This is a genomic window from Variovorax sp. RKNM96, assembly GCF_017161115.1.
Taxonomy (GTDB): domain Bacteria; phylum Pseudomonadota; class Gammaproteobacteria; order Burkholderiales; family Burkholderiaceae_C; genus Variovorax.
Genome location: NZ_CP046508.1, coordinates 2,061,360 through 2,083,821 on the forward strand (window position 1 = coordinate 2,061,360; position 22,462 = coordinate 2,083,821).

1 protein-coding gene is annotated in these 22,462 nt (G+C 64.0%); it reads left to right on the plus strand.

Features of this window, described 5'->3' with window-relative positions; translation table 11 throughout:
* Window positions 1-36: 36 nt before the first annotated feature.
* Window positions 37-22,461 carry an Ig-like domain repeat protein gene (locus GNX71_RS09415; protein ID WP_206178071.1) on the plus strand — a complete coding sequence of 7,475 codons (22,425 nt, stop codon included), beginning with the start codon at window positions 37-39 and terminating at the stop codon, window positions 22,459-22,461.
* Window position 22,462 lies beyond the last annotated feature (1 nt).

Below are 22,462 nucleotides of genomic sequence, written 5' to 3' on the forward strand. Positions count from 1 at the left end.
ATATGGCGGTTCTCAGAACAATCCGTCGAGGCCGCCATGGTTGCAATCGTCAGTGGGAACAGTCTGGGTCTGAGCTTGAGTTCGTTGACCACCCTGGGCCAGCGTGGCTTGGTGGGGTCGGCAGGGCAAGGCCGAAACGGGGAGCTGGCGTACGTCAACGCCGCCACCGGCAACCTCGTGCTGCAGAACAGGGACGAGCTTCTGCTGGGCCGTGGCCCCGATGTCCTGAGCGCACGCACCTACAACAGCCAGGGCCTGCTGGACGACGACAACGCGGACAACTGGCGTGTGGGCGCCTTCGGCCAGAAGGTGGTGCTCACGGGCTCCGTGGCCACCGTGGGCAGCACCCTCACGCGCACCGACCGCGATGGCGCCCAGGCCGTCTACACCTGGGATGCGGCCACGAGCCGCTACGTCAGCAGCGCCGGTGCGGGCGCCTTCGACACCATCGCCCACGATGCCGGTGCGGACCAGTTCGTCTGGACCGATGGCGACAGCGGCCTGACCGAGCGCTACCAGGCCACCGGTCAGGGCCGCCTCGTCTCCGTCACCGATGCCGACGGCAACACCGTCAGCTACGCCTACAACGCCAACGCCAACGGCACCGTCCAGTCGCTGACCGATGCCAACGGCGAAATCACCTACTACGACTACGACGGCAACCAGCTCACCCAGATCCGCAGCGTCGACGCCGGCGGCGCCAGCCTGACACACGTGCGCTACGGCTACGACGCGAGCGGGCGCCTGTCCACCGTCACCGTCGATCTCAGCCCGGAGGACGACAGCATCGCCGACGGCCGGACCTACGTCACCACCTACGCCTACGACGGCGCGAGCAACCGCATCGCCAGCGTTGCGCAAAGCGACGGCACCTCGCTTGCCTTCACCTATGTGCAGTCCGGTGCCGCCTACAAGGTCGCCAGCGTCACCGATGCGCTGGGCGCCGTCACCCGCTTCAACTACGACGCCGGCCTGCGCACCACCACCGTCACCGATCCCCTGGGCGCCCAGAGCGTCTACAGCTACGACGCTCAGGGCCAGTTGCTGCAACTGCGCCAGGGTGTCACCGCCAATCACACGGGTGGCGTGAGCCAGGTCAGCTACGCCTACGACGCCGCCGGCAACGTGACGCGCGTGACCGACGGCGAAGGCCGCAAGGTCGACTTCTCCTACGACGAGCGCGGCAACCTGCTCAAGGAAGTCGACTCCGCCGGGGACACCCGCGTGCGCACCTACGGCCCGCAGAACCAGTTGCTGACCGACACGGTCTATGCCGATGCAGCAACGAGCACCCAGGCCGCAGCCTTGCCCGAGACCACACGGTACGTGTACGCTCAGGGCAATCCGCGCCAGCTGCGTTTTGCCATCAGTGCGCAAGGCAGCGTCACCGAGTACCGCTACGACGCCCATGGCCAGCGCACCGCCGCCGTCGAATACAGCGGTGCGGCCTACGACACGGCCGGCCTGGCACCGGACTCTGTGCCCAGCGAGGCGCAACTGGTCGCCTGGCAGCAGACGCAGAACCTCGCCCAGACCCGGCGCACCGACTACGTCTACGACGGGCGCGGCGCATTGAGCAGCAGCACCGTCTACACCGAGATCGGTGCCGATGGGCAGGGCCTGGCCGCCGGCGCAGCGACGACCCAATACATCTACGACCCGCGCGGCCTGCTCGTGCAGAAGATCGAGCCGGGCGATGCAGTCGCGGTCACCACCTACACCTACGACGGCCTGGGCCGTGTGCTCAGTGCCAGCGGGCCGTCGCTGGACGGTGGTGCCACGGCGAACACCACGATCACCAGCTACGACGACGCGAACGGCAAGGTCACGGTCACCATCGCCAGCGGCCTGGTCACCACGTCCGCCTACGACCTGGCGGGGCGCCTGGTCAGCGTGACCCAGCAGAGTGCGGGCACCGGGGTGCTGGGCACCACCTCGTATGTCTACGACAAGGACGGCAACCTGCTGATGACGCAGGACCCCACGGGCGTGCGCAAGTGGATGCTGTACGACGAAGCGGATCGCAAGATTGCGGACATCGATGCCACGGGCGCGGTGACCGCGTATGCGTACAACGCCAATGGGCAACTGCGGCAGACGATTGCATATACGAACCGCATCGATACGGCGCTGCTGCTGGATGGCGCCGGCTTGCCGACGACGGCTTGGTCTGCGACCAATACGGTCACGAGCCTGGAGGCGCTGCGCCCGGCCTCTGCGCCGCAGGACCAGAAGGTCTGGAACTTCTACGACGATGCAAACCGGCTGGCCTTCCAGGTTGATGGGCTGGGGTATGTGACGCAGACGGTGTATGACGGGGCGTCGCGCGTGCTGTCGACGACCAGGCTGGCCAATCCGGTGGATGTGCGGTTGCTGGAGCCGCAGGAGGGGGCGGGCGTTGGTGGGCCTCCGCTGCCGCCGGCGACGGGCACGTCTGCGGTGCAACTTCATGTGGAGGCGTTGCACGCCAGCACTCAGCTCGGAGGTGTGGCGGAGGTTCAGCTGTATGGCCAGATCGCCGATGGCAGCCATCCACTGAAGGGCAGCTACAGTTTCTTTGACGGACAGACACTGCTGGGCACGGCTCAGGCCGGGGGCGAGTGGTCCTCCATTCCTGTACCCAAGGCTGTCGGCGTGCGCAACATCACGGTGGTGTATTCGGGCGACGACTACAACGCCAGCGCGACGACCTCCATCGAGATCAATGTTGTGCCCGTGTCGGCCTGGCCGGTGTTGAGCGTGCTGGGTGCGGACGCAAACCTCCCCGTCAGAACCGATTCATTGCTGGCGCTGCGGCTGGCCGTGGCGCCAAGCTCCCTCGATGGGCTGGCGGCACTGACGGGTGTTGCCACCTTCTATCGCAATGGGGTTGCCATCGGCACGGCACAGCTGATCGAAGGCGTGGCCTCCCTGGCCGTGAGTGGGCTGCCCGCAGGCATGAGCGAATTCACCGTCAGCTTCGAGGCCAGCAATGGCAGCGGTGCGAACTATGCCGTGGAGCAAGCCGGGGGCACGTCGGTCGAGGTCTGGGCGCCGCAGGCCGTGGCGACCAGTGGACAACTGAACGCTCCTGGCGTGCTGTATGCGGCGGTGCCGTTCGATCTGAGTGTCGATCTGCTGTCCCAGGGCGGTTCTGCGCTCACGGGCAGCGTGACCTTCCGTGCGGTGCCTGTGTGGGGCAATACGGCTGCGGCGCAGGTGTTGGGAACGGTGGCGGTGATCAACGGTCGGGCAACGTTCTCTTCGGCGGTGCTGCTGACGGGAGGCTGGGCAATCGAGGCCGACTATGCGGGCGATGCGAACAACGGCCCGCTGCGGCTTCGCACGGGGGAGGGGATATCCGTTCGCTCGACGACCACGGTCACCAGTTCGGTGGCCAGTGCGGCCGAGGGCGAGACCGTGACGCTGAGCATGCAGATCAATGGCGTGAATCAGCCCTCGGGGCTGGTGACGTTCTACGACGGCACGACCGTTCTGGGCACGGCGCAGGCGGTGAACGGAGTGGCCACGCTGCAGGTAAACACGTTGGGCCTGGGCTCGCATGTCATCCGGGCCGCCTATGCGGGTGACGGCAGCAACGTGGCCAGCGTTGCTGTGCAGACAGCCTCGCTCAGCATCACCACCGGCTCCGCATCGGGCACGCCACTGAATCCTGTGGGCACGTCTGCGGTGCAACTTCATGTGGAGGCGTTGCACGCCAGCACTCAGCTCGGAGGTGTGGCGGAGGTTCAGCTGTATGGCCAGATCGCCGATGGCAGCCATCCACTGAAGGGCAGCTACAGTTTCTTTGACGGACAGACACTGCTGGGCACGGCTCAGGCCGGGGGCGAGTGGTCCTCCATTCCTGTACCCAAGGCTGTCGGCGTGCGCAACATCACGGTGGTGTATTCGGGCGACGACTACAACGCCAGCGCGACGACCTCCATCGAGATCAATGTTGTGCCCGTGTCGGCCTGGCCGGTGTTGAGCGTGCTGGGTGCGGACGCAAACCTCCCCGTCAGAACCGATTCATTGCTGGCGCTGCGGCTGGCCGTGGCGCCAAGCTCCCTCGATGGGCTGGCGGCACTGACGGGTGTTGCCACCTTCTATCGCAATGGGGTTGCCATCGGCACGGCACAGCTGATCGAAGGCGTGGCCTCCCTGGCCGTGAGTGGGCTGCCCGCAGGCATGAGCGAATTCACCGTCAGCTTCGAGGCCAGCAATGGCAGCGGTGCGAACTATGCCGTGGAGCAAGCCGGGGGCACGTCGGTCGAGGTCTGGGCGCCGCAGGCCGTGGCGACCAGTGGACAACTGAACGCTCCTGGCGTGCTGTATGCGGCGGTGCCGTTCGATCTGAGTGTCGATCTGCTGTCCCAGGGCGGTTCTGCGCTCACGGGCAGCGTGACCTTCCGTGCGGTGCCTGTGTGGGGCAATACGGCTGCGGCGCAGGTGTTGGGAACGGTGGCGGTGATCAACGGTCGGGCAACGTTCTCTTCGGCGGTGCTGCTGACGGGAGGCTGGGCAATCGAGGCCGACTATGCGGGCGATGCGAACAACGGCCCGCTGCGGCTTCGCACGGGGGAGGGGATATCCGTTCGCTCGACGACCACGGTCACCAGTTCGGTGGCCAGTGCGGCCGAGGGCGAGACCGTGACGCTGAGCATGCAGATCAATGGCGTGAATCAGCCCTCGGGGCTGGTGACGTTCTACGACGGTACGACCGTTCTGGGCACGGCGCAGGCGGTGAACGGAGTGGCCACGCTGCAGGTAAACACGTTGGGCCTGGGCTCGCATGTCATCCGGGCCGCCTATGCGGGTGACGGCAGCAACGTGGCCAGCGTTGCTGTGCAGACAGCCTCGCTCAGCATCACCACCGGCTCCGCATCGGGCACGCCACTGAATCCTGTGGGCACGTCTGCGGTGCAACTTCATGTGGAGGCGTTGCACGCCAGCACTCAGCTCGGAGGTGTGGCGGAGGTTCAGCTGTATGGCCAGATCGCCGATGGCAGCCATCCACTGAAGGGCAGCTACAGTTTCTTTGACGGACAGACACTGCTGGGCACGGCTCAGGCCGGGGGCGAGTGGTCCTCCATTCCTGTACCCAAGGCTGTCGGCGTGCGCAACATCACGGTGGTGTATTCGGGCGACGACTACAACGCCAGCGCGACGACCTCCATCGAGATCAATGTTGTGCCCGTGTCGGCCTGGCCGGTGTTGAGCGTGCTGGGTGCGGACGCAAACCTCCCCGTCAGAACCGATTCATTGCTGGCGCTGCGGCTGGCCGTGGCGCCAAGCTCCCTCGATGGGCTGGCGGCACTGACGGGTGTTGCCACCTTCTATCGCAATGGGGTTGCCATCGGCACGGCACAGCTGATCGAAGGCGTGGCCTCCCTGGCCGTGAGTGGGCTGCCCGCAGGCATGAGCGAATTCACCGTCAGCTTCGAGGCCAGCAATGGCAGCGGTGCGAACTATGCCGTGGAGCAAGCCGGGGGCACGTCGGTCGAGGTCTGGGCGCCGCAGGCCGTGGCGACCAGTGGACAACTGAACGCTCCTGGCGTGCTGTATGCGGCGGTGCCGTTCGATCTGAGTGTCGATCTGCTGTCCCAGGGCGGTTCTGCGCTCACGGGCAGCGTGACCTTCCGTGCGGTGCCTGTGTGGGGCAATACGGCTGCGGCGCAGGTGTTGGGAACGGTGGCGGTGATCAACGGTCGGGCAACGTTCTCTTCGGCGGTGCTGCTGACGGGAGGCTGGGCAATCGAGGCCGACTATGCGGGCGATGCGAACAACGGCCCGCTGCGGCTTCGCACGGGGGAGGGGATATCCGTTCGCTCGACGACCACGGTCACCAGTTCGGTGGCCAGTGCGGCCGAGGGCGAGACCGTGACGCTGAGCATGCAGATCAATGGCGTGAATCAGCCCTCGGGGCTGGTGACGTTCTACGACGGCACGACCGTTCTGGGCACGGCGCAGGCGGTGAACGGAGTGGCCACGCTGCAGGTAAACACGTTGGGCCTGGGCTCGCATGTCATCCGGGCCGCCTATGCGGGTGACGGCAGCAACGTGGCCAGCGTTGCTGTGCAGACAGCCTCGCTCAGCATCACCAGGACCAACATCCTCCCCCGCCTGGGCATCGGTAACCTCAGCGATATCGCTGTGACACTGGGTGTCGACAACCACACCCTCCCCATCGGCGCTTCGGTGACGCTGATGGCCAATATCGCCGGCGCGAGCGCTGGCGGCATGGTTACTTTCTTCAGCGGCAACACGGTCCTCGGCAGCGCGCCAGTGATCGACGGCATGGCAACGCTCGTGACCGACAAGCTGCCCGGCGGCGTCAACAACGTTCGCGCCTCTTATGCGAATGGCGCGCAACAACTCGCCAGCATTTCGCCGGCGGTACAGATCATCGTCACGCCCGCGCAAACCAGCGCGGAACTGACCGTCTCGTCGTCCGATCTCTCGAGTGGGGACGCCATCGTGCTGTCGATGGACCTGAGCACGGCGCTGCCTGCGAACCTCGCCACGGCGACGGGCGAAGTCCGGTTCTATGGCAACGGCGCTTTGCTCGGCAGTGCCACTGTCATCGATGGCCTGGCGATGCTCATGGCCCCCATTTTTTCAGTCGGCGACGTTCGGATACTTGCGGTGTATGGCGGCGATCCGACACACGAAGGGGTTTCCGCCGAAACGCAGGTGATGGTCAGAAGGGCTGACACGGAGACGACGCTCCAGGTTGCCAGCCATGGTGCCTCTTTGCGTTTGAGTGCCTCGGTCGTGAGCAGCAGCGTGTTCCCGCAACCGTTGCAGGGTGTCGTCATTTTTCGCTACGGCGATACCGTGCTGGGGCAGGCATCGGTGGTCAATGGCGTGGCCGTGCTTGACGTCGCCCTGCCGACAGGCGACCTGGCGTACTACGCGGTCGAATACACAGGCGATGTGCACCACTACGACAGCGAGGGCTCTGCCGGTCCTGCCGCGACACTCGAGGCGTCGGCAACCAGCGCGGTACAAGGCGATCCGGTCACGCTGCGCATGCGCGTGATCGACTATAGCGGGCGGGTCAGTTTTTTTGCCGATGACCAGTACCTTGGTACCTCCGAAATCGTCGAAGGTTGGGCCACGCTGGTCACCAGCTATCTTCCTGTCGGTTCAAACATCGTTTTCAGTGCGAGCTACCTGGATTACTGGGGCGGCGAAGCCACCGTCGCCCAAGGGCCGCGTATTGACGTCACCGCCGCATCGCAGCCAGTCTCACCGCCGACGACGGGATCCTTTGTGATCAGTGAGGTTGGGTATGCGGAGTTCGGAGAGCCGATCAGCGTCAAGGTTGCAATTCCCTTCAGCCCGTCCGCGAATGATTTCCTGGTTTTCGACGGCAAGACGCTGGTAGGGAGGGGCCAGTACAGAAATGGCGATTGGATCGTGCTGCCCGGCTTGTCGGTCGGCGTTCATGACCTGACGCTGGTGTATGACGGAGAGACCCCTACCACGGTAGGAAAGGTGCAGGTGGTTGTGGAAAAGGGGCAAACCGATGTAGCCCTTGAATCTTCCGTACCCAGTCCATACGGTACCGGGCCGCGAACTGCCGTGCGCGGCGCACCACTGAGCTTCATGGTGCGTGTCGCAGGGGGCGGAAGTCCCCCGCCAACAGGCACAGTCACCTTCTACGCCAACGGCGTTGCCATCGGCACGGCAGGTCTGGTCAATGAGATCGCCGTCCTGGCGTGGAACGATGCCCCGCTCGGCACGTACATCATCACTGCAAGCTATTCGGGGGACGATAACTATGCAACGTCGTCCCTTCCGGAAGGGTACACGTCGAATCCGCTGGTGCAGCGGGTGGTAGCGTCTGCGCAGGCGGCATATAGCTACACCGAGTTGTCTGTTTCATCCGTGCCGCTCACCCCGGGGCAGGCCTTCAGTTTGACCGCTCTTGTCGAATCGGAGGACGGTTCGGGCACACCGCTCACGGGCATCGTTCGCTTCTACGAAGGCACTCGTCTGCTAGGCGTCGGCACAGTTGTGGACGGTCAGGCAGTTCTATCGGTTGTTGAAGGACTCGCCGCAGGGGTACATGGCGTGCGCGCTATCTACAGCGGCGACACAGCCTATGCAACCAGCGAAACACTGTTCGAGCTTTCGGTTGCGAAGGTTCCCGTTGCCATCGGTCTGAGCACCTCGACGGGGAGTGTGACGCAAGGGCAATCGGTGACGTTGACTGCGCAGGTTCAGGGCGGCGCATTGCCTGCGAACGGGGTGGTAAGTTTCTTCGCGGGCGCGCAGTTCCTGGGTACGGCCGAGGCGATGGGCGGTCAGGCCACCCTCGTAACCAGCTATCTGCCGGTCGGGTCGGACCTCGTCCTCAGTGCGAGCTATGGCGGGAATGATTTCTACGCTGCCAGTGTGTCGTCGCAGGGACCGGTGGTTCAGGTCGTTGCGGGCTCCCAGAGCGTGCCGCCGCCAGTCATGCGAACCATGTTTCTTACCGCGTCGCCGTCTGGAACGATAGGGCAAGCGCTTTCCCTCGATATGGTCATCAGCGGCGCTGGTGCGGTCAGCGGTGGCACTTACACGGTTTTCAATGGCCAAACGCTGATTGGAAGCTATCAGGTAGACCCCGCATCGCCTGGGCGCATCCAGATCAAGGGTCTGCAGGCTGGATGGCCCGATCTGACATTGATCTATACGGATGGGACGGGTGCGCCAGCGGCCGTGGCAGCACAGCAGATGTACATTTCCAAGGGCACCGTCGCCCTGGGGCAAGTCACTTCTTCCCGTCCAGTTTCGGTGACGGGGCAGCCGCTGACCTTCACCGTCGGGATCCGGAATGCGAGCAACGGCAGCTTCGACGGGCCTCCCATCACGGGAACGGTCGAGATCTTCGACGGAGGCCAGACACTTGGCACGGTATCCCTGGTCAACGGGGTTGCAACCCTCACCGTCAGCAATCTGCCGCCCGGTTACTACTACTTCACCGTTCGCTACTCTGGTGATGCCAACTACGAGCCGCATACGTCTGAGTGGACAGCGATCAGGCAGGAGATCGCCGAGGGGCCACAGCAGAGTTCCGTGGGTCTCACGCTATCCCAGAGCCCGCGTGATGGCGAGCCGCTGACCCTTCTTGCGCAGGCTTGGGGGCGTGGTGTACCTGACGGTGGGACGATGAGCTTCTACGATGGAAGCACCCTCCTGGGCACTGCCGTGGTGGCCAATGGATTGGCCAGTTTCTCGTTGAACGGTTTGAACTTCGGCAGTCACACGCTCAGGGCGGTGTACTCGGGTGATGCCAACAATGCGCCCTCGGAGACCACTTCCGTGGTCTTGGTTGCCAAGGCACGCGCCGATCTCAGCAACCTCAGCGCCGCGTCCATCGCGCAAGACGGTGCCTTGAGCGTGCGCGTGGACCGCGTAGACGGTGCGAATGTCGGCGGCGTGATGAGCTTCTACCAGGGGTCGCACCTCCTCGGAACGGCTTCGGTGATCGATGGTGTGGCGACCTTGACCGGTGTCAGTTTGCCGCCAGGCGTTCAGCAGTTCACCGCTGTCTATTCGGGCAATGCGAATACGGCCGACGGCGAATTGAGCTTCACGCAAGTGGTGGAAGGCACAACCGGCACCACGCTGTACGTAGACCCCGATGCGGCCGAGGACCGGACGGCCAGCCGCCTGTACGACCGCGACGGCCGGCTGCAAGCAGTGCTCGATGCCGAAGGCTACCTGACCGAGTACAAGTACAACGCCGCAGGCGAACTCGTGGAGACCATCCGCTACGCCGAACGCGCAGCGAACGTTGCTACCCCGGCGGAGCGCGCAGCAGCCCTTGCGATCGCCCGCGCGAGCCACAGCCTCACGGGGCTGCGTCCAGCCGTCGATGCCGACGACATCCACAGCTACAACTTCTACGATGCCCGCGGCCGTCTGGTCGGCCAGGTCGATGGCGAAGGCTATCTGAGCGAGAACGTCTACGACGCGCGCGGCAACATCACGCAGACCATCCGGTACGCAAACAAGGCCGCGGCGATCAGCAGCACCTCCACGCTGCAGAGCATTCGCCCAGCCGCCGACAGCGCGCAGGACCAGCGGACGGTCCAGACCTGGAGCGCCGCCAACCAGCTTCTGAGTCGCACCAATGCAGAGGGCACGGTCACCCGGTTCACGTACGACAGCGTGGGCCAGCTCGTGCAGACGGTCACTGCAGAGGGCACCGCCGACGAGCGCACCAACCGCCTGCGCTACGACATCCAGGGGCGCCTGATCGGCGAACTGGATGGTCGCGGCAGCGATGCCGTCGCGCAGAACGATCCACTGAGCGCCTGGGCCGACAACGGCCTGACCCACAGCTACGATGCCGCCGGCCGTCGCACCAGCACCACCGACGCCAACGGCCACCGCACGCTGTTCTTCTACGACGCCATCGGACGTCTCGCCTACACCGTCAACGCCATAGGCGAGGTCACCGGGAGCCGCTACAGCGCGCAGGGGCAGCTCGTCGAGCAAGTCATCTATGGCAGCTGGGTCGATGTCGCTACCTTGGGGGCCACGACCCCCGGTGGCTTGAACACCGCCACCCTGACCGATCTGCTCGCCGGCGTGCCCAGCATCCAGGACAGCCACGTCCTGAACAGCTACAACGCCACGGGCACCCGGGCCAGCAGCACCGATGCGCTGGGCCATACCACGACCTACTCGTACAACGCTTTCCGCGAAGCGATCATCAGTGGCTACGTGCGAGAGGACGGCTATCGCGTCATCGACACGGCCAGTTTCGATCGGCGCGGCCTGTCTGTACAGAGCACACGGAGCAACGGGATCGTGGTCACGACCGCGACCTATGACGCATTCGGCCGACTGGTCGAGAGCTTCGATGGCAACGGCAACCGCAGCCAGTTTGCCTACGACCGGCTCGGTCGCACGGTCGTCACCACCGATGCGCTCGACGCACAACGTGTCACGACCTACGACGCCTTCGATCGTGTGCTGACGCAGCGCGACACGCTGAATCACGTCACCAGCTACAGCTACGATCTGGCCAACCGCAGCACCACCGTCACCACGCCCGAAGGCGTGAGCATGATCACCGTGCACAACCGTCAGGGTCAGACACAGAGCCTGACCGACGGACGTGGCAACACGACGATCTATAGCTACGACAAGAGCGGCAACCTCTTGCACACCGAAGCGCCAGAAGGCGTTGCCACAGACAGCACCTACGACAACGCGGGTCTAAAGCTCAGCAGCACCGACGCCAATGGCGTGAGGACCGACTACACCTACGACGCGGCCAACCGCCTGCTCACGCGTACGCTGGACCCCGATGGTCTGAACCTCGTCACGACCTATGGCTACGACGCCAAGGGCCAGGGCATCAGCGTGACGGACCCGCGCGGCATCGAAACCCTGACCGAGTTCGACCTGGCCGGCCGGACCGTGCGGCAAGTGGTCGATCCCGCCGGCCTGGCGCTGGAAACCAGCTACACGTACGACACCAATGGCACGGTGCTCAGCGTGGTGGATCCGAACGGTGTACTCACGGAGTACACCTACGACGGCCTGGGACGGCGCATTCGGGAGGTGCTCGATCCGTACGACATGAACCTCATCACCGAGTACGTGTACGACGGCGCAGGCAACGTCTTGCAGGCGACTGACGCCAATGGTCATACGACGCGCTACGTCTACGACGCGAACAATCGCCGGATCTTCACGGTGGACCCACTCGGCGACGTGTCGCGAACCCGCTACGACAGCGAAGGTCGCGTGGTGGAGACCGTCAGCTACGTCCATGCGATCTCGACGCAGGTGCTCGACGAGTTCATCGAGCTGGGCCTGCCGCTGCGCATTGCCGATGTCGATGAAATGCTGGAGCCAGATGCCAGCAGTGATCTGGTGCAATCCCGCCGCTATGACGCGGACGGTCGCCTGCACTTCACGGTCGATGGCACGGGCGCGGTGGTGGAGTACCGCTACGATACGGCGAACAATCTCATCGAGACCCGCGCCTATGCCAACCGCATCGATCGCGCGGCCTGGACGCTTGACGTCGATCCCCCGGTGGTGCCAGACGCGGCTCGCGACGAGCGGGTGCGCGCGGTCTTCGACGGGCTCAATCGCAAGACCTGGCAAGTGGACGGCGTCGGTGGTGCCGCGCGCTACTTCTACGATGCCAACGGCAACACGGTCGAGACGCGCATCTATGCCAACGCATTGGACAGCGCAACATTCAATGCGTGGGACGGCCTGTCTGCTCCGGCCATCGTTTCGGACGACGCCCGGGACCAGCGCTTGCGTGCTGTGTTCGATGCCGCGAACAGGGTCACCTGGCAGGTGGATGGCGCTGGCGGCGTGGTGCATGTGACGTACGACGCCGCAAGCAATGTCGTGGAGAAGCGCGCGTATGCCAATGCCCTCGGTGCCACGGCCCTGGCGGCCTGGGATGGGCACGCCGCGCCATCACCGCAACTCGACGCCACGCGCGATCAACGGACCCGCAATGTCTACGACGCGGCGGGCCGTCTGACTTGGAGCGTGGACGGTGCAGGCGGGGTCACCAAGAACGAGTACGACAGCAACGGCAATCTCATCCTCCGCAGGCAGTATGAAAATGCCATTGCGAGCGGTGCGTCACCCGACAGCGTGCAGATAAGCGAGATGGACCGTTTCACCGGCTTCATCTATGACGCGGCCAATCGGCTGGAGTACCAATCGCGCTGGCGCGGTGATTCGAATGACTCTCCCTATGGACCTCCGACCGACAGTCGCGAAGAGATCTCGTTCGACTACGACGGTGTGGGACGCCTGTTGCGCAAGACGGTGCATGCACCGTTGTCCTACTGGGATCCGCTGGGCTGGGTCGACGAATACGACAAGCAAGATCATCACAACTATTTCGTTTATGACGCAGCCGGTCGCCTGACCTACACCGTCGATGCGGAGAATGCGGTCACGCGAAATAGCTACGACGGAGCGGGACGACTTGTTCGTACCGAACAGTACGCCACGCCGGTCGAAGGCGGCGTGACGCGCATGTACTGGGAGTGGGAGGATCCCCAAGACCTGCCAAGGGACAGGACCTTGAGCGGGAGGCAGCTGTCTTTTGCCGCGCGCTCGAATGAGATTTCCGAAGGCCGCGCTCTACCCAACGGTCAACACCTCTATGCCAGGCTGACGTCGCAAAAGATCGAAAGCTGGTTGCAATACGACGCATCGGCAGACCGCGTGACCGCGATGGCCTACGACGCTGCGGGGCGCCGTACCTTCACGGTCGATGCCATGGGCGGCGTGACCCGGAATGCCTACGACGCCTTCGGCAACGTGACGGAGCAGGTGAGCTATGCCAATCGCATCGAGGCGCCCGATTCCGAGACAAGGCTGACTGAGGCTGGATTGGAGGCCTCCGTGGTGACCGACAGTGTTGCGGACAGGGTTTCGCGTTTTGCTTTCGACCAGATGCAGCGCCAAGTCCTGGCGATCGACGCATTGGGTGGGCTGAGCGAAAGGATCTACGACGGCATCGGCCAGGTAATCGAGACGCGCCGCTATGCGCATGCAATCGACACAGCGGGCCTTGACGGCACGGCCAGCCCCGATGATTTGCGCAGTCTCTTGGTGTCCGACCCGAGTGCAGATCGCGTCTCGCGCCAGGTCTTCGATGCGGCCGGCCGCTCGATCTACGGTGTGGATGCCCTGGGCTTCGTGAGCAAGACCGACTACGACGGTCTGGGACAAGTGCGCGGCACCACGCAGTACGCGCGGCCGATCTCGACGGGCACTGCCAACACTGCAGCGGCCGTTGCCTTGGCGGTAGTCACCAGCCCGGACGACCGCAGCAAGAGCTTCGATTTCGATGCGCTCGGGCATGTGGTCTTCAGCGTCGATGCCTTGGGAAGCACCGAGTCGTGGACCTACGACGCGCTGGGCAACAAGACCAGCTACACCAACGCGAAAGGCGCTGTCTGGACCTACGAATACGACGGCCTGGCACGCATGATTCGCGAGGTATCGCCGCAGGTCGATCTCACGACCGTCAAGGCGGGGGACCGCGAACGCCTGGGGCTGGATGCCCAAAACAGCGGCATGGGCTCGGTCGTCACCGTGATGCAGTACGACGTTTTCAGCAACATGACGTCTCGCACCGAAGCTCAGGGGCGGCCCGAGGAACGAACCACGTACTGCGAGTACGACCGGCTTGGACGCCAACTGCGCGTCGAGTATCCCGAGGTAACTACTGCACAAACCGAAGGCCCGGTGCGATTGCACACCGAAACCACCTACGACGCCTTCGGCAATGCCATCGCCAACCTCGATGTGGCAGGCAACTACAGCTACAAGACCTACGACGTACTAGGGCGCCTGGTCCACGAGGTGGATGCCCTGGGCTACGTCACCGGCTACCAGCGCAATGCCTTCGGGGAGGCAATCACGCTCACGCGCTATGCACAGGTCACCACGGCAAGTGTCCAGAATCCCTGGTGGGATGAACTGGATGTACCGTCTGCCGCAGACGTGGCACTCGCACTCCCGCTCAGCGACGCGGACCGCACGATCCTCACCACCTACGACCGCCTGGGCCGGGCCATCGAAGTCAAGGAACCTTCCGCAGCGGTGTACGACGCCTCTGCCGTTGCGGGGGCGCAGTACACCTTCGGCGGCAAGGCCACGCGCAACACCTACGACAGCTTCGGCGACCTCGTGCAGGTTGCGCAGCACCAGGCCGCCAATAGCTGGGTGCTCACCAGCAACTTCTATGACCGGCGCGGCCAACAGATCGCGAGCGTCGACGCACTGGGCTATCTCACCACCCAAGTCTTCGATGCAACCGGCAATGTGGTGGATCGCACCGAGTTCGCCAAGTCGCTCGCGGGCTGGGTTGGTACGTCCAGCCTGACAGGGTGGACAGGGAAGGCCGATGACAGCGCCGGCGGCACGCCGCCCGAACCCACCACCGTCGACGCAGACAACGACCGGCGCGTTGTCACCGCCTACGACCGCAACAACCGCAAGATCAGCGAGACGCGAATGCGCGTCGAGTACAGCACCGCTTCAAACGGCATCAGTACGCGAGGTGACCTGACCACCACCTACGGCTACGACGCCGTGGGCAATCTCACGCGCACCACCGACGCAGCAGGTGCTTCCACCTACAGCTACTACGATGCGCTTGGCCGGGTCAGGGCAGTGGCCGAGCCCACCCGCATCAGCACGACGAGCGGTGCGCCCATCACGCCGCTGACCGTCTTCCGCCGCGATGCATACGGCAACGTGGTGAGCAAGACCGAATACGTCAACGGTGCGGATGGCAACGGCAACCCGCTGAGCCCCAACCCCATGCCGGACTACATGGCGATCGAAAACCCGGAGCTCGCTACGCTGCGCGGCGCCGGCTATGTCGACATCAACGACATCGGCTATGTGTCTGCCACCGAGTTCCCCGGCAGCAAGCCTCTGTACAGGCTGCAGGGCACGTTCTACAGCTGGGTCAACGCCTACACGACCGACGAGTCCGAACGCGCCTTCGACATCGCCTCCGGCGCCTGGAAAGACGGCGGCATCGTCGGCTACGTGGCCGATGAGGAGCTGCCCGGCACCGTACCGCTTTATCGGCTCCATCAATTCTCGCCACCCTGGGCCTACACCCAGCTGGTTTCCGATCCGGCGACCATCCAGGCATTGGAAGCCACCGGTTGGGGAGAGAAAAAGCTGATGGGCTATGTGAGTGCCACGCCCACCGCGACGCTGGACACGTCCTTGCATCACATGCAGTTGGCGATCACAGATCCCTTGCTTGGTTTGGTGGGTGCTCAGAACCACATCTACCTGCCAAGCACCGTCAAGACCGACTGGGACCCGGTGCGCGACGCCGAGCTCATCGCCAACACCGATCGCACCAGCTATGCGTTGTACGACGCGCTGGGCCATGTGGTGCAAAGCACCGACGCCATGCGCGTCAACCACCACAGCACCTATACCCAGCTGGGACAGGTGGCAGAGGAGTGGCAAGACGTCACCGACAACAACGGCGTTACTCGTAAGCTCCGGCGCGCCTATGAGTACGACGCATTGGGACGGCAGACTCATGTCTACACCCCCGGTGCCGCCACCGACGGTGCAGACCTCACCGGCAGCACGACCAAGCCGAGTCCGGCGGCCGTGATCACGCCGGGAAGATATTCCGACGGGTTCCAGATTCCGACCCAACCGATCGTCGAGAGCCGAGGCTCCGTGGTCGTGGCTGCCAACACAGTCATCGATCCGGCCGGCGGCGCGGTGCGCATCGTGGTCGACTACATCACCGCCGAGTTCGTCTACACGACCTACGACGAAACCACCCACGTCACGACGCGCGAAGTCATCGTCCCGTCCCGGCCGGAAAGTCTCGAGGCCATCGTGCCGGCGAACAATCCGGTGGCGATCCTGGCGCCTTTCGCACCCAAGGGGCCCCTGGCCAGCGTCACCCGCATTCGCGTGTTCCAGGCGGATGCCCAAGGCAATTGGGTGGAGCGCTGGGGTGGCCCTGCCGAGTACGCCAGTGGCATCACCCGCACCGTTCGCAAGCCGGAGGCAGACGGTCTCTATACCGTGGCGCCGACCCTCACGACGGCGCTGGGGTCCTACACCCCGCAGGCACCAACTGCGCAGGACCCCGATGGCATCAACCGGGGCTACGTCGATATCGGCGTGATGAACCTGCTCGAGGGCCGCGGCACGAGCGTGCGCATACAGTTCGACTATGTCACGCCTTCACAGGAGGTGCCTGGAGACGAGGACGGACCGCCGCAAACCATTGCCGGCCACAGCGCGACGTACACCTCCGCGGAAATGCTGCCCGGGGAAGTGGGCAGCAACCGCAGGCTGGTGCCCGACGAGCCGATTGGCGAACTCCAGAAAATCCGGGTGCAGCAGCAGATCGATGGCCTGTGGGTCACCCTCTGGGCCGGCACGCCGGCCGAAGCTACGGGAACCCAACTGCATGTCGGCGACGAGGGCTTCCAGGTCGATACAGCCATGGAGTACAACGCCTTCGGCGAGGTGGTGAGCAAGAGCGTCAACGGCCAGGCCGGCGAGTACTTCGACTACGACAACGCCGGCCACCTGTGGCGCACCAATGCCGGTGACGGCGTGGACAAGGTCGCGCTGTACGACCAACTGGGCCGCCAGACTGCCGAGATCCGCAGCGCTGGCTCAGCGCGCGGCAATCTCGACCTCGGCAATCTGAACAACGCAACAGAGGCCAATCAGCTGGCCGACGTACGCCGCACCGACACCACCTACGACCTGCTCGGGCGTGTCATCGTTCAGGCATCGGCCGAGCGCGCACCCCAGGACAATCCGGGCGCCCTCGCGCGCCCTGTGGTCAACCAGAACGTCGATCGCTGGGGCAACGTGGTGAGCATCAGCGATCCGCGCTCGACCGGCTGGGTCACGCATTACCGCTACAACGCCAACAACCAGCTGATCACCCAGATCCAGACCGACGCGGACGGCAACGCAGGTGTCGATGGCAACGGCGACATCAGCAACGTGAACGCGCCTGTCACCCGGCTCTACTACGACGCCGTGGGCCGTCAGGTCGCGGTGCGTGATGCCAACGACCACGTCAATGGCCAGGAGTGGGACGCGGGCGGGAACCTCGTGCGCGAAGTGCATGCCGACGGCGGCGCGATCAGCCACGCCTACAACGCCTTCGGCAACAAGGTGCGCACCGTCGATGCGATGGGGCAGACCAGCTGGTTCCTCAATGACAAGCTCGACCGCCTGACGCGAACCAGCCGCGGCGCAGGCACCGACGCCATCGTGGAGAACCAGCGCTGGGACCAGGCCGGGCGCAAGCTCAGCCAGACCAATGGTGCGGGCAACACCATCAAGTACGACTACGACCTGCGCGGCAACCTGATCCGCACCACCCAACCGATGGGCCAGACCACCCAGGCCGGCTACGACGAGTGGGGCCACAAGGTCATCGAGATCGACGCCAACGGCTCGGTGGCCGCCTGGAAGTACGACTACTTCGGCCAGCTGCAGGGCCGCACCGACATCGGCGGCGCGGACTACGCCTTCAGCTACGACAACGCGCGCCAGCTGCTGACCCAGACCAACACGCGCGGCCAGAACCTGGGCTACGCGTACGACGCGGCCGGCCAGCTGGTGCGCATCGAGGACAACGGTGCGGGGCAGCCGCAGAAGGTGACCAGCTACGACTACGACCTGGCCGGACGCCACCTGCGCGAGACCACGGTGCAGGGCGGTGTGACCTACCAAGACAACGACCTGGCCTACGACGCGCTGGGGCGCATGCGTTGGGTCAACGACGGCCGCGCCCTCGTGGATGTCGACTACGACAAGGTCGGCAACCGCACGCACGTGAGCATCCACGTGCACGACCAGGCGCTGAACCCCGCCCTTGACCAGGACGTGGAGCAGTACTTCCAGTACGACGAGATGAACCGCCAGACGGTGGTCAATGCACTGGACGCCAACGGAACATTGGGCACCGAAGGCCACGTGCTGGGCTACGACAAGAACGGTCGGCGCACCAGCGACATGCACAACGGCCCGCGCGTGGTAATGGTCAATGGCCAGTGGACGCCCCTCGCGGACAACGGCGCGACCACAGAGACCTACACCTACGACTCGCTGGACCGCCTGAAGACCACCACGCGCGATGGCGCGCAGATCGACACGCGCACGTACGACGGCGCCGGTCGCGTGCTCGTGAGCGGAACGATGATCGGCGTGGGCGGGGTGGACATGAACTACATCAACGCGCACAACCTCCTGAACGGCGGGCAACTGCCGGTGGACCTGGCGGGCGGTCCGCTGCGCGGGGACATCAACGCTTACGACGCCAACGGCAGGCTGGTCGGACAGATCAGCAACAGCGTGGGCGTGACGCCCGTGTCGGCCCAGACCCAGTATCAGTACGACGCCGCGGGCAACATGGTGCGGTCGCAGAGCGCGGCGACCAGCATGCCGCCCGGCGGGCCCGTGAGCACCTCGCAAAGCGTCGAAGAAACCTGGCTGCAGCGTGCCGAGGGCTACCAGGTGCAACTGCGGCGCACAGGCTCGACGACCGCGCTGGGCGGACTGGGCTATGGCTACGACGCCAACGGGTACCTGGTCCAGGTGAGTGATGCGGGCGAGACGATCCCGTCGGAACAGCAGCACCGTTTCGTGAACGACGCGCAGGGCAACGTGCTGTACGCGTACTACACGAGCAGCATGGACCCCAACACGCAGTACAACGGCCAGCGCCAGGTGGTGGTGAACGGCGAAATGCTCGGGCGCTACGGCCAGACCATGGACCAGCGCTTCCCGCAGGGCAACCCGTTCCAGCCAGGCAGCGAGATGTGGAAGCCCGAGGTGGCCTTCAGCTTCGGCTACCAGCCGATCGACGGCAACTACCCCGCGGGCAGCCCGGGCACCTATGCGGTGCAGGTCAACGACACGCTGCAGAGCATCGCCAAGGGAGCGTACGGCGATGCGAATCTGTGGTACCTGATTGCCGATGCGAACGGGTTGATGAGCAATGCGGACCTGCGCGCGGGCCAGGTGCTCACGGTGTCGGCGCGGGTGACAAGCGCGAACAACGCGAACACCTTCAAGCCGTACGACCCGAGCAAGATTGCGAACGACACGCCGACGATGACGGCGAAGCCGCAGGACGAGAAGGGGTGCGGGGCGGTTGGGCAGATCATCGTGGCAGTGATTTCGGTGGTTGTCGCTGTCTACACCGGCGGCATCGGGGGCGCCATGCTGGGCTCGGTGGTGGGGCAGGCCGCTGGTGTTGCAATGGGCGTGCAGGACACCATCAGTTGGAAGCAGGTGGCTCTTGCAGGGGTAAGTGCTGGGGTTTCAGCGGGTCTTGGCGAAGTGATGCCCACGCCATTGGGCGGCGTCGCAACCGATATACCCAACGTAGTGGTGCGTGCCGCAGTCGGCAGTGCATTGACCCAGGGAATAGGGGTCGCGACGGGACTTCAGAACAAGTTCAGTTGGCGGGGCGTGGTTGCTGCCGCCGCGGGGGCGGGCGTGGGTCAAGCGATCAGCACGGCCATTGGCGGCATGGCAGGCAGCGATAACTATGCGCGATTCGACGACGAAGGCAACTTGATGCCAGGTGCGAGTCCGAACGACGGCGGACGCTACTACGCCAGCGCATGGGCTAACTCGGTGAGTCCGGCGGCGGCGCGCTTTGTGAGCGGGGCTGTGGGAGGCTTCGCGGGTGGATTGACGACCGCTGTGATGAGGGGCGGGAAAGTCAGTGTGATGCAGGTAGCTGCCGACGCGTTTGGCAATGCGTTGGGAGAGTCCTTGGCTGATGCAATGGGACAGAGCGCACGCACGGCCGGAGGTGCCAACACGCTGCAGGCAGATCCGCTGACGCTGGCGATGGAAGTCGCTCCGGGCTCGAATGCTGACTGGGTGCTGGAGAGGAACGACGGCACATCTGTCGGCCCTTCGGGGGGAGCCGGCTTTAACTTCACGGACTCTGAAGACGGCATTGTGGCCATGGCACAGCGGGCAGCCTATAGGCAGGCTTCGGCCAATTGGTACGCCACCTCTGGCATGCCTGCAGGCGCAGCACCGACGAGCTACACAGCCCAAAGCGGCGAGGGTCCGCTGGCGATCGCTGATGGCATCGACCCGACCAACCGCTACGCGATTGCGGCCTTCATTGCCGGCTCCGGGCAGGCTTCGTACAGCGCTAGTGCTAATCGCTGGATCACGACAGCGGGGCAGACCTACAACGCTGATCTCTCTCGTCTGAATGCGGATCAAATTGCACAACTTGATCGCGCAGGTAGGCAACTCACCAGCGCAGAGAGCAGTATCGACAGTCGACGTGAGGCGTTGAGGCAAGCGCAAGCGGCGCAGGCTGTGACCTATCGCAACGAAAACTACAGCAACGAAGGGCTCAGCCGGCCAACCTATGTGGCGACCATCTATGACGACACGCAGAGAATGCTCAACCGCATGTGGGACACGCCGGACGGGCAGTTTGCCAAGGCGTACTACGCTGCGGGTGCTGCCTCCGTGGCTCAACCGGTCGAAGGTGGAGGCTTTGCCGATAGCACCAATCGCTTCAGCAACGCCGGCGCCAATATTCCTCTGACGCAGGCGGCCAACTTCGCTGTAGGCGCTGCAGAACTGGTGATCGGAGGCGGCTACAACGGAGTGGTCCGAATCCTCGGCGGCGTAGCTTCCATTCCCTACACCCTCGCGGGTACCGATGCCGCAGTCGGCGTACAGGAGGGTTTCGCGGAAAGTTGGGGCTACAACCCCCGCAGCGATGGTGCACGAGCCATCATGCAAGGCTTGGCGCCCGTCGCGCAAAGAGTCGGCAATGGACTGCAAGCTGCGCGGGACTTTACTAGCAGCTACATCGGGGATGGCGCAACCACCGTGCTCTTCGGAGGAGTCCAATTTGCGTTAGAGGCGGGCGCCACAGTAACGGGATTGCGTGCGCTGGGCGGCATGGGCGAGGCTCTGTTTGCTGGAAGAGTAGGAGCGCTTTCCGAAGTCGCAAATGCCCCGCCTCCGCTCTGGGGGGCATGCTTCCTTCCTGGCACGCTTGTGCACACGAAGCAAGGCACTAAGCTGATCGAGCTAGTTGAGCCCGGCGACTTGGTGGCCGCACGCAATCAGTTCAACCAGCAAACTCAATGGCGTCCAGTGCTTCAGGTGTTTGCATCCAAGGACAAGGACGTCGTTCATGTTCAGGTCGAACACCCAGACGGGGCGCGAGAGATCGTCTCAGCCACTACGGAACATCCGTTCTTTGTGACGGGCCAAGGCTGGCGTGGAGCGAACTCGCTGCAGCCGGGAGATTCGTTAGAGTTGTTAGATGGCGCTCAATCCAGAGTCATTGAAGTAACGCCGGACGATGGCAAGCACCTGGTCTACAACTTTGAAGTAGCTGACGACCACACCTACTTTGTTGGCGAGCGCGGTGTTTGGGTTCACAACACCTCGTCTGTAAGCGATGCTCTGTTGGACATAAAGACCTCTCGGGCTCAGGGGGGCTTGGTCAGAACACGTGCTGATAGCATCATTGACGAAGCAAATCGCGTCGCAGCCGCTGGAGGGGAGATATCCCCTCAGCAGCGGTTGTTGCTTCAACAAAATTCACCTGTTGTTCAACGCAGAAATCCAATTCAAAATGGATTTGCCCGAACTGAGTTCGAAAGAGATCAAAGTTATTTGATTAGACGGTGGGAGGAAAATACGGGTGCAACATGGCCAACGAGAGTAGATCCTGATGGGCGTCTTAAGCTCGCCACGCCGCATCATATATATCCACTCGAAAGTGGTGGTGCAAACAAATGGTGGAATTTAATGCCGACATTTGGGCAACTCCCCAATCATTCACTGCCTGGGATTGCCGGGCCCCACGCTGCTGGCGGTGTTCTTCGAAGTACAATTCAGGGTGGCCCCAAGCAACTTCCTTACGGTAGAACAACAGATTTGCGTCAGATAATTGATTAAG

Bases quoted from the DNA above. Each gene is read 5' to 3' on its own strand.
- GNX71_RS09415 (WP_206178071.1), top strand. From the start codon at position 37: ATGGTTGCAATCGTCAGTGGGAACAGTCTGGGTCTGAGCTTGAGTTCG.